The sequence below is a fragment of the Enterobacter cloacae complex sp. 385G4 genome (assembly GCF_057320665.1).
Genome location: NZ_JBXWDD010000003.1, coordinates 319,926 through 334,524, shown reverse-complemented (window position 1 = coordinate 334,524; position 14,599 = coordinate 319,926). Strand labels below are relative to the sequence as shown.

At 56.4% G+C, this 14,599-nt stretch carries 12 protein-coding genes; 8 read left to right on the top strand and 4 right to left on the bottom strand.

What is annotated here, in order from left to right:
• Nucleotides 1–127: 127 nt before the first annotated feature.
• Nucleotides 128–3,034 carry an RNA polymerase-associated protein RapA gene (gene rapA / locus AC2FAJ_RS12095; protein WP_485454184.1) on the top strand — a complete coding sequence of 969 codons (2,907 nt, stop codon included), beginning with the start codon at nt 128–130 and terminating at the stop codon, nt 3,032–3,034.
• Nucleotides 3,035–3,046: 12 nt separating this feature from the next.
• Complete coding sequence (rluA, locus tag AC2FAJ_RS12090) at nt 3,047–3,706, top strand: bifunctional tRNA pseudouridine(32) synthase/23S rRNA pseudouridine(746) synthase RluA (RefSeq protein ID WP_485454183.1); 660 nt, start codon at nt 3,047–3,049, stop codon at nt 3,704–3,706.
• A gap of 30 nt (nt 3,707–3,736) precedes the next feature.
• On the opposite strand, the gene djlA is transcribed toward rluA, so the two are convergent.
• Nucleotides 3,737–4,552, bottom strand: a complete 816-nt coding sequence (gene djlA, locus AC2FAJ_RS12085) for a co-chaperone DjlA (RefSeq protein ID WP_028015483.1) — start codon at nt 4,550–4,552, stop codon at nt 3,737–3,739.
• 239 nt (nt 4,553–4,791) lie between these two features.
• On the opposite strand from djlA, the gene lptD reads away from it, so the two are divergent.
• Genes lptD through apaH form a run of 6 tightly spaced genes read left to right on the top strand, consistent with a single transcriptional unit; the run spans nt 4,792 to nt 11,521 of the window.
• Complete coding sequence (gene lptD / locus AC2FAJ_RS12080; protein ID WP_041911258.1) at nt 4,792–7,143, top strand: LPS assembly protein LptD; 2,352 nt, start codon at nt 4,792–4,794, stop codon at nt 7,141–7,143.
• A gap of 53 nt (nt 7,144–7,196) precedes the next feature.
• Nucleotides 7,197–8,483: a peptidylprolyl isomerase SurA gene (gene surA, locus AC2FAJ_RS12075; protein WP_028015481.1), complete on the top strand. Its 1,287-nt coding sequence runs from the start codon at nt 7,197–7,199 to the stop codon at nt 8,481–8,483.
• Nucleotides 8,483–9,469, top strand: coding sequence for a 4-hydroxythreonine-4-phosphate dehydrogenase PdxA (gene pdxA, locus AC2FAJ_RS12070; RefSeq protein WP_041911259.1), 987 nt, complete (start codon nt 8,483–8,485; stop codon nt 9,467–9,469). The genes surA and pdxA overlap by 1 nt, the downstream gene beginning before the upstream one ends.
• Nucleotides 9,466–10,287: a 16S rRNA (adenine(1518)-N(6)/adenine(1519)-N(6))-dimethyltransferase RsmA gene (gene rsmA / locus AC2FAJ_RS12065; RefSeq protein ID WP_028015479.1), complete on the top strand. Its 822-nt coding sequence runs from the start codon at nt 9,466–9,468 to the stop codon at nt 10,285–10,287. Before pdxA ends, rsmA begins: the two co-directional genes overlap by 4 nt.
• A 3-nt stretch (nt 10,288–10,290) precedes the next feature.
• A complete protein-coding gene (apaG, locus tag AC2FAJ_RS12060) occupies nt 10,291–10,668 on the top strand; it encodes a Co2+/Mg2+ efflux protein ApaG (protein ID WP_014882505.1) in 378 nt (125 codons plus the stop codon).
• A 4-nt stretch (nt 10,669–10,672) separates the two neighbouring features.
• A complete protein-coding gene (gene apaH / locus AC2FAJ_RS12055; RefSeq protein ID WP_028015478.1) occupies nt 10,673–11,521 on the top strand; it encodes a bis(5'-nucleosyl)-tetraphosphatase (symmetrical) ApaH in 849 nt (282 codons plus the stop codon).
• Nucleotides 11,522–11,556: 35 nt separating this feature from the next.
• Here the strand turns inward: apaH and folA are convergent, their stop codons facing one another.
• From folA to kefF, 3 genes are all read right to left on the bottom strand, one after another.
• Nucleotides 11,557–12,036: a type 3 dihydrofolate reductase gene (folA, locus tag AC2FAJ_RS12050; RefSeq protein WP_006173915.1), complete on the bottom strand. Its 480-nt coding sequence runs from the start codon at nt 12,034–12,036 to the stop codon at nt 11,557–11,559.
• 114 nt (nt 12,037–12,150) lie between these two features.
• Nucleotides 12,151–14,016 (bottom strand): glutathione-regulated potassium-efflux system protein KefC, encoded by a 1,866-nt coding sequence (gene kefC, locus AC2FAJ_RS12045; RefSeq protein ID WP_045631139.1) that lies wholly within the window; start codon nt 14,014–14,016, stop codon nt 12,151–12,153.
• Nucleotides 14,009–14,539: a glutathione-regulated potassium-efflux system oxidoreductase KefF gene (gene kefF / locus AC2FAJ_RS12040; protein WP_045631138.1), complete on the bottom strand. Its 531-nt coding sequence runs from the start codon at nt 14,537–14,539 to the stop codon at nt 14,009–14,011. The genes kefC and kefF overlap by 8 nt, the downstream gene beginning before the upstream one ends.
• Between the last annotated feature and the right edge of the window lie 60 nt (nt 14,540–14,599).

Sequence of the window (14,599 nt, the reverse complement as noted above, 5' to 3'; positions counted from 1 at the left end):
GCGTGACGAAATGGCTGCCATCCAGTACCATAGCGCCCTTTCCATTCCCGGACCCATTTTTCGATGACCGTCTTTTTTGACGGGGGTCGAACTATTGCCTGCAATTAAAGATTAGAGCCGAACAACTATGCCTTTTACACTTGGTCAACGCTGGATCAGCGATACAGAAAGCGAACTTGGATTAGGAACCGTCGTTGCCGTTGATGCGCGCATGGTTACCCTCCTCTTCCCTGCTACCGGTGAAAACCGCCTGTACGCCCGCAATGACTCCCCTGTGACCCGCGTAATGTTCAATCCGGGCGACACCGTGACCAGCCACGAAGGCTGGCAGCTAAAGGTTGAAGACGTAAAAGAAGAGAATGGACTGCTCGCCTACATCGGAACGCGTCTTGATACCGACGAGACGAACGTCATCCTGCGTGAAGTGCTGCTCGACAGCAAACTGGTGTTCAGCAAGCCGCAGGACCGCCTGTTTGCCGGGCAAATCGACCGTATGGATCGCTTCTCCCTGCGCTACCGCGCGCGTAAGTTCCATAGCGAACAGTACCGCATGCCGTGGAGTGGCCTGCGCGGCCAGCGCACCAGCCTGATCCCCCACCAGCTGAATATCGCCCATGACGTGGGCCGTCGCCATGCGCCCCGCGTGCTGCTTGCTGACGAAGTGGGCCTGGGTAAAACCATCGAAGCGGGCATGATCCTGCACCAGCAATTGCTCTCTGGCGCTGCCGAGCGCGTGCTGATTGTCGTGCCGGAAACCCTCCAGCACCAGTGGCTGGTGGAGATGCTGCGCCGCTTTAACCTGCGCTTCTCCCTGTTCGACGACGAGCGCTATGCCGAAGCGCAGCACGACGCGGACAACCCGTTTGAAACCGAACAGCTGGTAATCTGCTCGCTGGATTTCGTGCGCCGCAGCAAGCAGCGTCTTGAGCATCTGTGCGATGCCGAATGGGACCTGATGGTCGTCGACGAAGCGCACCACTTGGTGTGGAGCGAAGATGCCCCAAGCCGCGAATATATGGCGATTGAACAGCTTGCCGAGCGCGTGCCCGGCGTCCTGCTGCTGACCGCAACGCCGGAGCAGCTCGGTCTGGAAAGTCACTTCGCCCGTCTGCGCCTGCTCGATCCAAACCGTTTCCACGACTTCGCTCAGTTCGTGGAAGAGCAGAACAACTACCGTCCGGTTGCGGATGCCGTCGCGCTGCTGCTGGCGGGTAAACGTCTCTCAAACGATGAACTTAACACTCTGAGCGATCTGATTGGCGAGCAGGATATCGAACCGCTGCTGCAGGCTGCGAACAGCGACAGCGAGAATGCGGGATCCGCGCGTAAAGAGCTGATCGACATGCTGATGGACCGTCACGGCACCAGCCGCGTACTGTTCCGCAACACCCGTAACGGCGTGAAAGGGTTCCCAAAACGCGAACTGCACACCATCAAGCTCCCGCTGCCGACGCAGTATCAGACGGCGATTAAAGTCTCCGGCATTATGGGGGCGCGCAAAACCCAGGAAGAGCGCGCGCGTGACATGCTCTACCCGGAACAGATTTATCAGGAATTTGAAGGGGATACCGGCACCTGGTGGAACTTCGACCCGCGCGTGGAGTGGCTGATGGGCTACCTGACCGCGCACCGCTCCCAGAAAGTGCTGGTGATCTGCGCCAAAGCCGCCACCGCGCTGCAGCTGGAACAAGTTCTGCGCGAGCGCGAAGGCATTCGTGCCGCCGTGTTCCACGAAGGCATGTCCATCGTCGAGCGCGACCGCGCGGCGGCGTGGTTCAGTGAAGAGGACAGCGGCGCGCAGGTGATGCTGTGCTCCGAAATCGGTTCTGAAGGGCGTAACTTCCAGTTCGCCAGCAATCTGGTGATGTTCGATCTGCCGTTCAACCCGGATCTGCTGGAGCAGCGTATCGGCCGTCTGGATCGTATCGGCCAGGCGCATGATATTCAGATCCACGTGCCGTACCTGGAAAAAACCGCTCAGTCGGTACTGGTGCGCTGGTTCCACGAAGGTCTGGATGCGTTTGAGCATACCTGCCCAACGGGCCGCACCATTTATGACCAGGTGCATGGCGATCTGATCGGTTACCTGGCCGCGCCGGAAAATACCGACGGTTTTGACGATCTGATTAAATCCTGCCGCGAGAAACATGAAGCGCTGAAGGCGCAGCTTGAACAGGGGCGCGACCGCCTGCTGGAGATCCACTCCAACGGTGGCGAAAAAGCGCAGGCGCTTGCCGAGAGCATTGAAGAACAAGATGACGACACCAGCCTGATCGGCTTCTCCATGAACCTGTTCGACATTGTCGGGATTAACCAGGACGATCGTGGCGAGAACCTGATCGTGTTAACCCCATCAGACCACATGCTGGTGCCCGATTTCCCGGGTCTGCCGGAAGATGGCTGTACCATCACCTTCGAGCGTGACGTGGCGCTGTCCCGCGAAGATGCTCAGTTCATCACCTGGGAACACCCGCTGATCCGCAACGGGCTGGATCTGATCCTCTCCGGAGATACCGGCAGCAGCACCATCTCCCTGTTGAAAAACAAGGCGCTGCCCGTAGGCACGCTGCTGCTGGAGCTGATCTATGTTGTGGAAGCGCAAGCGCCGAAACAGCTGCAGCTCAACCGCTTCCTGCCGCCAACGCCGGTGCGTTTGCTGCTGGATAAAAACGGTACGAACCTGGCAGGACAGGTGGAGTTCGAAAGCTTCAACCGCCAGCTGAGCGCGGTGAACCGCCATACCGGCAGCAAGCTGGTGAACGCGGTGCAGCAGGACGTGCACGCCATTCTCCAACAGGGCGAAATCCAGATTGAAAAAGCGGCCCGAGACCTGATTGACGCCGCGCGCAATGAAGCCGACGAGAAACTGTCTGCGGAGCTGTCCCGTCTGGAAGCGTTAAAAGCGGTCAACCCGAACATCCGCGACGACGAACTGGCGGCGATTGAAAGCAACCGTCAGCAGGTGCTGGAAAGCCTGAATCAGGCGGGATGGCGTCTCGATGCCCTGCGTCTTATCGTTGTGACGCATCAGTAAACGGAGCGCAAGATGGTGATGGAGCCGTATAATCCGCCGCAGGATCCCTGGCTGGTCATTCTGTATCAGGATGAACACATTATGGTGGTCAACAAGCCGAGCGGCCTGTTGTCCGTGCCGGGCCGTCTGGATGAGCACAAGGACAGCGTGATGACGCGCATTCAGCGCGATTATCCGCAGGCCGAGTCCGTCCATCGCCTGGACATGGCCACCAGCGGCGTGATTGTGGTGGCGCTGAATAAAGCAGCGGAGCGCGAGCTGAAGCGTCAGTTCCGCGAGCGCGAGCCGAAGAAGCAGTATGTTGCCCGCGTCTGGGGCCACCCGTCGCAGGCGGAAGGGCTGGTGGATTTACCGCTGATTTGCGACTGGCCGAACAGGCCAAAGCAGAAGGTGTGTTATGAAACCGGCAAGGCCGCGCAAACCGAATATGAAGTGCTGGAGTACGCGCCGGATAACACCGCGCGCGTCCTGCTTAAGCCGATTACCGGGCGTTCACACCAGCTGCGCGTGCATATGCTTGCGCTGGGTCACCCGATTCTGGGTGACCGCTTCTACGCCCCGCCGGAGGCCCTGGCGTTAGCGCCACGCCTGCAGCTCCATGCGCAGACGCTCACCATCACCCACCCTACTTTCGGTAACGCGATGACGTTTAAAGCCCCGGTGGACTTCTGAAAAAAAAGCCCGACATTGTCGGGCTTTTTCTTATTTGAAACCTTTCTTCTCTTTAATGAGCTCGTACGCCTTCTGGATTTCCTGCGCTTTTTGCTTCGCCATCTCCATCATTTCCGGCGGTAAACCTTTCGCCACCAGCTTGTCAGGATGATGCTCGCTCATCAGCTTACGGTAGGCACGTTTAATCGTGGTTTGATCGTCCGTGGGCTTCACGCCAAGCACGTTGCAGGCATCTTCCAGCGTCGGGCCACGCTGCGCCTGCTGCCATGCACCGCCGGAAGACTGCTGGTGATAGCCGCCGCCAAACTGGGCGCCGCCCTGCATCATGCGCAGGAACTGGTCAAACTGCATACGGGAGATACCCAGTTCTTCCGCAATAACGTACAGGACATCGCGTTCATTGGGGTGAAGCGAGCCGTCGGCAAACGCCGCCTGGATTTGGATTTCCAGAAACATCCGAATTAAATCAAAACGTCCGAAGCAGATGCTGCGGAACTGGCGCATCTTTTCACGCAGCGGATAGTTATCCGATTTACCTATGCGAAACGCATTCTGCGCCGCCAGGCGGGACTCACCATGCAGGTTCATGCGATCCATAAAAACGCTGGCAATCTGAATATCCGCTTCGGTCACGCGTCCTTTGGATTTGGTTAAGTGCCCCATGACCTCAAAGGTGGTGGAGAAAAAGAGCGACTGGCGCTCGCGCTGATTGGCAAACCAGGCCATTTTGCGGCTGCGTGCCTTATCAAACATATGGCCAATGATAAGCCCAAGCACAATTCCCCAGAACCCGGCACCCATGATGATGGCGAACGCAACGCCGATTATTTTACCCCAATACTGCATATACTCCCCGGATAGTCATATTCCCTGCCGACGCAACGTCATCATCACAGTGTTCAAGCCACGGTCAATTGAAGGACATCGCCTATAATTTGCTTTATCATACTCGTCATTCGATAGCGAGCCTAACACTCTGGCGCGCAAACGGGCAGGATTAACGCTGGTACTGCGCTGATGAGTAAGATAGTCTCTGAGCGTTTGTAAGCCGTAGCCACTGATGACGGAACAATAAAATATAACGTATGAAAAAACGTATCCCCACCCTCCTGGCCACAATGATTGGCTCCGCCCTGTACAGTCAACAGGGGCTGGCGGCCGATCTCGCCTCGCAGTGTATGCTTGGCGTCCCAAGTTATAATCGCCCACTGGTGGAGGGCGATACAAATAGCTTGCCGGTAACCATTACTGCCGATAGCTCCAAAGGTACTTATCCTGACAATGCCACGTTTACGGGCAATGTGGATATTAACCAGGGCAATAGCCGCCTGCAGGCTGATGAAGTGCAGTTGCACCAGAAGCAGCCGGAAGGCGCGGTCGAGCCGGTACGAACGGTGGATGCGCTGGGTAATGTGCACTATGACGACAATCAGGTCATCCTGAAAGGTCCGAAAGCCTGGTCAAACCTGAATACCAAAGATACTAACGTCTGGGAAGGTGATTACCAGATGGTGGGTCGCCAGGGACGCGGTAAAGCGGACCTGATGAAACAGCGCGGTGAAAACCGCTATACGATTCTGGAGAATGGCTCCTTTACATCATGTCTGCCGGGCTCAAATACCTGGAGCGTGGTCGGGAGCGAAGTTATCCATGACCGTGAAGAGCAGGTCGCAGAGATCTGGAACGCACGCTTTAAGCTGGGTCCGGTGCCGGTATTCTACAGCCCTTATCTCCAGCTTCCCGTGGGTGACAAGCGTCGCTCGGGCTTCCTGATCCCGAATGCCAAATACAGCACCACGAACTACTTTGAGTTCTACCTGCCGTATTACTGGAACATCGCGCCCAACATGGACGCCACGATCACGCCGCACTATATCCACAAGCGCGGCAACATCATGTGGGAAAACGAGTTCCGCTATCTGACTCAGGCCGGTGCTGGCCTGATGGAGCTGGATTATCTGCCGTCGGATAAGGTCTTCCAGGATGAGCATCCCACAGAAGGCGATAAACACCGCTGGCTATTCTACTGGCAGCATGCCGGAGTGATGGATCAGGTGTGGCGCTTTAACGTTGACTATACCAAAGTTAGCGACTCATCTTATTTTAACGACTTCTCGTCTAAATACGGTTCGAGCACGGATGGCTATGCCACGCAGAAGTTCAGCGTAGGCTATGCGGTGCAGAACTTTGATGCAACCGTCTCAACCAAACAGTTCCAGGTATTCTCTGACCAGTCCACGCCTACCTATGGTGCAGAGCCGCAGCTGGACGTTAACTGGTATCAGAATAACGTAGGTCCATTCGACACCCGGGTTTACGCTCAGGCGGTACATTTCGTGAACACGGATTCGGACATGCCGGAAGCTACGCGTGTTCACCTGGAGCCGACGATCAATCTGCCGTGGTCTAACAACTGGGCAAGCCTGAATACCGAAGCCAAGCTGATGGCGACGCACTATCAGCAAAAAAATGTTGATAATTACAACACCACGAACAATGCGCATCTGGAAGAGTCGGTTAACCGAACGCTCCCGCAGTTCAAAATGGACGGGAAGCTGATCTTCGAGCGTGATATGGGCCTGCTGGCGGATGGTTATACCCAGACGCTTGAGCCGCGTATGCAGTATTTGTACGTGCCATATCGCGATCAGAGCAAGATTCAGAACTACGACTCGTCTTTACTGCAGTCTGACTATAGCGGCCTGTTCCGTGACCGTACTTACGGCGGTCTGGACCGTATCGCCTCCGCTAACCAGTTAACGACCGGCGTCACAACACGCGTTTATGATGATGCCGCCGTTGAACGTTTTAACGTTTCTGTTGGTCAAATCTACTATTTCACCGAGTCACGTACCGGTGATGACAACATTAACTGGGAGAAGGACAACAAAACGGGCTCGCTGGTTTGGGCGGGAGACACGTACTGGCGCATGACTGACCGTTGGGGCCTGCGTGGTGGTGTGCAATATGACACTCGCCTCGATAATATCGCCACAAGCAGTGCCGCTATTGAGTACCGTCGCGATGAAGACCGCATGGTACAGTTGACGTATCGTTATGCCAGCCCGGAATATATTCAGGCAACATTGCCTTCTTATGCAGGCGCAGAACAGTATAAAGACGGCATCTCGCAGGTTGGTGGTGCAGCAAGCTGGCCTATCGCCGACCGCTGGTCAATCGTAGGCGCTTACTACTTTGACACCAACGCGAATAAGCCAGCGGACCAGATGGTTGGTCTGCAATATAACTCCTGCTGTTACGCGCTGCGCGTCGGTTACGAGCGTAAGCTTAACGGCTGGAACACTGTAAACAATCAGAGCAAATACGATAACGTGATTGGCTTTAATGTCGAACTGCGCGGCCTGAGCTCCAACTACGGCCTGGGCACGCATCAGATGCTGCGTTCGAACATTCTGCCGTACAGTAGTTCTTTGTAATGTGCTTGATTTACAACGTAATCCGCTTTGCGGTTAATTGAAATGGAAAAAGTATGAAGAACTGGAAAACGCTGCTGCTTGGTGTCGCTATGGTTGCGAATACCAGCTTCGCGGCCCCCCAGGTTGTTGATAAGGTCGCCGCTGTCGTTAACAACGGCGTCGTGCTCGAAAGTGACGTTGATGGTCTGATGAAATCCGTGAAGCTCAATTCGGGCGAAGCGGGTCAGCAACTTCCGGATGACGCCACGCTGCGCCACCAGATCCTGGAGCGTCTGATCATGGATCAGATTATCCTGCAGATGGGTCAGAAAATGGGCGTGAAGGTGACCGACGAGCAGCTCGATCAGGCTATCGCTAACATTGCAAAGCAGAACAACATGTCGCCGGACCAGATGCGCAGCCGTCTGGCCTATGACGGCATCAGCTACGCTACCTACCGTAACCAGATCCGTAAAGAGATGCTGATCTCGGAAGTGCGTAATAATGAAGTCCGTCGCCGCGTTACCATCCTGCCTCAGGAAGTGGATGCGCTGGCAAAACAGGTGGGCAACCAGAACGATGCGAGCACAGAGCTGAACCTGAGCCACATTCTGATCCCACTGCCAGAGAACCCAACGTCAGATCAGGCTGCTGAAGCAGAAAGTCAGGCACGTTCAATTGTCGATCAGGCGCGTAACGGCGGCGACTTTGGCAAGCTGGCTATCACCTACTCTGCTGACCAACAGGCCCTGAAAGGCGGCCAGATGGGCTGGGGACGTATCCAGGAGCTGCCATCTATCTTTGCTCAGGCGCTGAGCACGGCGAAGAAAGGCGATATCGTCGGTCCAATCCGTTCAGGGGTGGGCTTCCACATTCTGAAAGTGAACGATCTGCGCGGTCAGAGCCAGAATATCTCCGTGACTGAAGTTCACGCTCGCCACATTCTGCTGAAGCCGTCACCGATCATGACTGACGATCAGGCGCGTGCGAAGCTGGAGCAAATTGCCGCAGATATTAAGAGCGGTAAAACGTCGTTTGCCAATGCAGCGAAAGAGTTCTCTCAGGATCCTGGCTCTGCGAACCAGGGCGGCGATCTGGGCTGGGCGGCTGCGGACATTTACGATCCTGCCTTCCGCGATGCGCTGATGAAGCTGAATAAAGGCCAGATCAGTGCCCCGGTTCACTCTTCATTTGGCTGGCATCTGATCGAGCTGATGGACACCCGCAACGTGGACAAAACGGATGCGGCGCAGAAAGACAGAGCCTACCGTATGCTGTTTAACCGTAAGTTCTCCGAAGAAGCGGCAACCTGGATGCAGGAACAGCGCGCCAGTGCTTACGTGAAAGTCCTGAGCAACTAATGAAACAGCATCGTGTTGTTATCACTCCCGGCGAACCCGCCGGGATTGGGCCTGACCTCGTTGTCCAGCTCGCCCAGCGCAGCTGGCCAGTAGAATTGGTTGTCTGCGCGGATGCAACACTGTTACAAGACCGGGCGAATCTGCTCGGTCTGCCCTTAACGCTCATCCCCTACGTTGAAGGCCAACAGCCCGCACCACAGCAGGCCGGTACGCTCACTCTTCTTTCTGTTCCCCTTCGTACTCCCGTTGTTCCAGGCCAGCTCAGCACGGAAAATGGCCACTACGTCGTGGAAACCCTTGCCCGCGCCTGCGACGGTTGCCTGAAGGGCGAATTTGCCGCTCTGATTACCGGCCCCGTGCATAAGGGCGTCATCAACGAAGCGGGCATCCCTTTTACCGGGCATACGGAGTTCTTCGAAGAGCGCTCGCACAGCCCGAAAGTGGTGATGATGCTGGCGACGGAAGCGATGCGCGTTGCTCTCGTGACCACCCATCTACCGATCAAGGCCATTCCTGATGCCATCACCCCGGAACTGCTGCGGGAGATCATCGGGATCCTGCATCACGATCTGCAGACAAAATTCGGGATCCCGCAGCCGCATGTGCTGGTCTGCGGCCTCAATCCGCACGCCGGCGAAGGCGGGCACATGGGCACCGAAGAGATCGACACCATTATTCCGGTGCTTGAAGAAATGCGCGCCAAAGGGATGAATCTCAGCGGGCCGCTGCCTGCGGACACCCTTTTCCAGCCAAAATACCTGGATAATGCCGACGCCGTCCTCGCGATGTACCACGATCAGGGTCTGCCCGTGCTAAAATATCAGGGTTTTGGCCGCGGGGTGAATATCACCCTCGGTTTACCCTTTATTCGAACGTCCGTTGACCACGGCACTGCGCTGGATCTGGCAGGCCAGGGGAAAGCGGATGTCGGCAGTTTTATTACGGCGCTTAATCTCGCCATCAAAATGATTGTTAATACTCAATGACTAATCGAGTCCATCAGGGCCACTTAGCCCGTAAACGCTTCGGGCAAAACTTTCTCAACGATCAGTTCGTGATCGACAGCATCGTCTCTGCTATTAATCCGCAGAAGGGTCAGGCTATGGTCGAAATCGGCCCGGGCCTTGCCGCACTGACCGAGCCGGTAGGCGAACGCCTCGACGAGCTGACCGTTATCGAACTGGACCGCGACCTGGCCGCACGCCTGCAAACGCACCCGTTCCTCGGACCAAAGCTGACCATCTATCAGCAGGATGCCATGACCATGAACTTTGGCGAACTGTCGGAAAAAATGGGTCAGCCGCTGCGCGTGTTCGGCAACCTGCCGTATAACATCTCCACGCCGCTAATGTTCCACCTCTTTAGCTATACTGATGCCATTGCCGACATGCACTTCATGTTGCAAAAAGAGGTTGTTAACCGTCTGGTTGCAGGGCCGAACAGTAAAGCGTATGGTCGTTTAAGCGTGATGGCACAATATTACTGCAACGTGATCCCGGTACTCGAAGTACCGCCATCAGCGTTCACGCCGCCACCGAAAGTAGATTCTGCGGTTGTGCGCCTTGTGCCGCACAAAACGAAACCGTATCCGGTTAAAGATCTGCGTGTACTGAGCCGCATCACCACGGAAGCCTTTAACCAGCGCCGTAAAACGATCCGTAACAGTCTGAGCAATTCGTTTACCGTTGAGGTGTTAGCAGAGCTGGGGATCGACCCGGCAATGCGTGCGGAAAACATTTCCGTAGAGCAGTACTGCAAGCTGGCTAATTACATCAGCGAAAATGCGCCGCCGAAGGAGAGTTAAGCCATGATTGATTCGCCCCGCGTATGTGTCCATGTACAAAGCGTCTATGTTGAATCGCAATCCTCGCCGGATGAAGAGCGTTTTGTCTTTGCTTACACCGTGACCATTCGCAATCTGGGGCGGATGCCCGTGCAGCTGCGCGGGCGCTACTGGCTTATCACCAACGGCAATGGCCGCGAAATTGAAGTTCAGGGTGAAGGTGTGGTCGGTGAACAGCCCCACATCGCCCCTGGCGAAGAGTATCAGTACACCAGCGGCGCGGTAATTGAAACGCCGCTGGGTACCATGCAAGGCCATTATGAAATGGTCGACGTCGATGGCAATGTGTTCCGCGTTGCTATTCCTGTGTTCCGTCTCGCCGTAACCACACTCATTCATTAATCTAATGTCTACATATCTGATTGGCGACGTTCACGGTTGCTACGATGAACTGATCGCATTGTTAAAACAGGTCGACTTTACGCCAGGACAGGACACGCTCTGGCTGACGGGCGATTTAGTCGCGCGTGGCCCTGGCTCGCTTGAGGTTTTACGTTTCGTCAAATCTCTGGGCGACAGCGTGCGCATGGTGCTGGGCAATCACGATCTTCACCTGTTGGCCGTATTTGCCGGGATCAGCCGCAACAAACCTAAAGATCGCCTCTCTCCCCTGCTGGATGCGCCAGACGCGGACGAACTGATTAACTGGCTGCGCCGCCAGCCTTTACTGCAGGTCGATGAGGAGAAAAAGCTGGTTATGGCTCATGCCGGGATCACCCCGCAATGGGATCTTGAGACGGCTAAAACCTGCGCGCGTGACGTTGAGGCGGTGCTGGCGAGCGACTCGTACCCCTTCTTCCTTGATGCCATGTACGGCGATATGCCGAATCACTGGAGCGAGGATCTCAGCGGTCTGGCCCGCCTGCGTTTTATTACCAACGCTTTTACGCGCATGCGTTTCTGCTTCCCGAACGGGCAGCTGGACATGTATTCCAAAGAGACGCCGGAAAGCGCGCCTGCCCCGCTCAAACCGTGGTTTGCCATTCCTGGACCCGTGACAAGCGAGTACAACGTCGTCTTTGGCCACTGGGCTGCGCTGGAAGGAAAAGGCACGCCGGACGGGATCTACGGTCTGGATACCGGATGCTGCTGGGGCGGAGAGTTGACCTGCTTACGCTGGGAAGATAAAACTTACTTTGTTCAGCCGTCCAACCGACAGCTGGACTTAGGGGAAAGTGAGGCCGTTGCCTCCTGAATCATTCCCTCTCCCGGGCGGGAGAGGGACATCACTTAACGACGTTCCAGAATCTCGAAGCAGTAGCTGTGGGAGTTCTGTGCATCCGCGTCGTGGAACTCGCTGAATACCGATTCCCACTCGTCCGGATCGTAATCCGGGAAATGGGTGTCCCCTTCCACTTCCGCATCAATGTGGGTCAGATACAGCTTCTGCGCTTTTGGCAGGAACTGCTCATACACGCGGCCGCCGCCGATCACCATGATCTCTTCGGCGTCACCGCAGGCGGCAATTGCTTCATCAACGGACTTAACCCATTCGACGCGATCGTCAGTGCCCGGCTGGCTACTGATAACGATATTCTTACGGCCCGGCAATGGACGACCAATCGACTCCCAGGTCAGGCGGCCCATCACTACCGGCTTGTTTAACGTAGTACGTTTAAACCATGCGAGATCGGCAGGCAGGTTCCACGGCATGGCATTTTCCATACCGATAACGCGGTCCACCGCCAGCGCTGCAATCAGACTGATCATTGAAAATTTCCCGGATGCAAAAAATTGCCGCCACTATACGGAAAGCTTAATCTTTCGTCGACTGGCGGCAGAGTAAAGATACAGAAATTTTTTATTATTGCTGGCAACTCCACTTCACGCGGAAGGTTTACTCTCGGGCTCGTCAGCCGGATCGCCGGTATGCTTGCCCTCTTCCGTGCCCTGCCAGCCATGACGTTGGATCAGCGACAGGTGATTGCGGTCCTCGTTAATGATTTCTGTAAGCATTGCGCTGGTGCGTTTAAACACCGCCGCACGCTCCGTGGCCGTACTGCCCGCCATCGCCGCCATCTCTTCCACCATCTCAGTATTAAAGCGACGGAACAGGTCCGCACGCTCGCGCGCTTCGTACGCGCCGAGCCCCAGATTTTCCAGCGCCATACGGCCGGATTTCAGCGCGCCTTCAAAGGTTTCACGCTCCGGAGCTTCTACCCCCGCCTGCCGCAGCCGGATATAGTGATCCACATCGCGGGCGCGGGAGATAATGGTCAGATTCGGGAAATGTTCTTTCGCCATTTCCACCATCTGCATGCTGGTCTCCGGATCGTCAATGGCGTTAATCAACACCTCCGCTTTTGCCGCCCCGGCAGATTCCAGCAGATCGACGCGGGTCGCATCGCCGTAAAACACCTTCATATCAAATTTTCGCAGGGTGTCGACATGGTCGGGGTCGTGATCGAGGATAACCATTTTCACCCCGCTGGACAGCAGCAGACGGCCAACGATCTGCCCGTAGCGGCCAAATCCGGCAATGATGACGCGCGGCTGCTCTTCGTCAATTTCATCGGCTTCGCGCTCCTGCTCGCTACCCGATTTTTCCAGACGCGTCAGCACCACCAGCAGAATAGGCGTCGCGGCCATCGACAGCGCAACCGCGAGCGTCAGCGCTTTCGCCCATTCCGGGTCGAGGACGTTTGCCATCTGTGCTGCGCCAAAGACCACAAACGCAAATTCGCTCCCCTGCCCCAGCAGAACCGCAAACCAGCTGCGCTGCTTATTTGGCACCTTGAGCGGACGCGCAATCAGCCACAGCATCGCCATTTTAATGATCAGGAAGCCGACCAGCAGGACGACGATCCGCAGCGGGTGCGTCACCAGCGTGCCGAAGTCGACGGACATCCCCACGCCGATGAAAAACAGCCCCAGCAGCAAGCCTTTAAACGGCTCGATATCGCTTTCCAGCGCGTGACGGTATTCAGAACTCGCCAGCAGAACGCCTGCGAGGAACGCCCCCATCGCCATCGACAGCCCGGCTTCCTCCAGCAGCAAACCAAAGCCAAACACCAGGAACAGCGCCACGGCGCTGAACACTTCGCGAAGGCCCGAGCGGGCAACGAACCGCAGCAGCGGACGGGTGACGTAGCGACCAAGCAGCACCACCAGCGCCAGCGCCCCCACTACTTTTAATGCCGACAGCGCGAACGCCCCCAGCGTTGTCGAGGAACCGCTGGCCGCCAGCAGTGGAATCATCGCCACCAGCGGGATAGCGGCAATGTCCTGGAACAGCAGCACCGAGAACGCGCTGCGTCCCATCTGGGAGACCGTCAGATTGCGCTCGTTCATGGCCTGCATGGCAATGGCCGTCGAGGAGAGCGCCAGCGTCATGCCGATAAGCTCTGCCACTTTCCAGTCCATGCCCAGCAGGATGCAGAACCCACCCAGCAGCAGGCCGCAGGCCACCATCTGCAGCGCGCCGCCACCAAACACCGAGGCGCGAAGCTTCCACAGGCGCTGCGGATCGAGCTCCAGACCAATCACAAAGAGCATCAGCACAACGCCAATTTCAGCGAAATGGAGGATTGCCTCTGCATCCGTCACCAGTCGAAAGCCCCACGGCCCAATGACGCAGCCCGCAATCAGGTAGCCGAGAACAGAGCCCAGCCCCAGGCGAACCGCCACGGGTACAATCAGCGCCGCCGCGCCGAGGTATATCAGCGCCTGTATCAGCGTATGGCTATCCATGGTGCGCCTCCTGCCATTCAAGCAAGCGTTGTTTATAATGGCGAGCCTGCGCCTGCAGCGTTTCGTCGTCGCAGACAAAGGTGCAGTGCATCGCAAAAGGCGGGAGCCAGTTCAGGCCACAGTAAAGGGCTGTTGCCTGGAGCGGCTGCGCCAGCACATCAAATCCGGGGAAATCGCCGATCTCAAAGTGGCTTTGCCCTCCGCCGGTGGTAACAGCCCACATCAGGCTTTTTCCCTGAAGCGCCTTGCCGTTGTGTCCGTATGCCCAACCGTGGGAGAGAACTTTATCGATCCACAATTTCAGCAGCGGAGGCGTGCTGTACCACTGCATCGGATGCTGCCAGACGATCAGATCGGCACGAGAAAGCGCCTCCTGTTCGGCGGCAATATCGATGTTGAAATCGGGATAGAGTTGATAGAGGGAACGTATCTCGACGTTTTCTAGCGTCCTTGCCTGCTCAAGCATCCGCTTATTCGCATGCGAGTGCTGCGGATAAGGGTGCGCATAAATTATCAGAACCATGAATATGCCTGTCTTTTACTTTTCTTGTAGCAATGAGTGTAGACAGTTCCTCTCCCGACT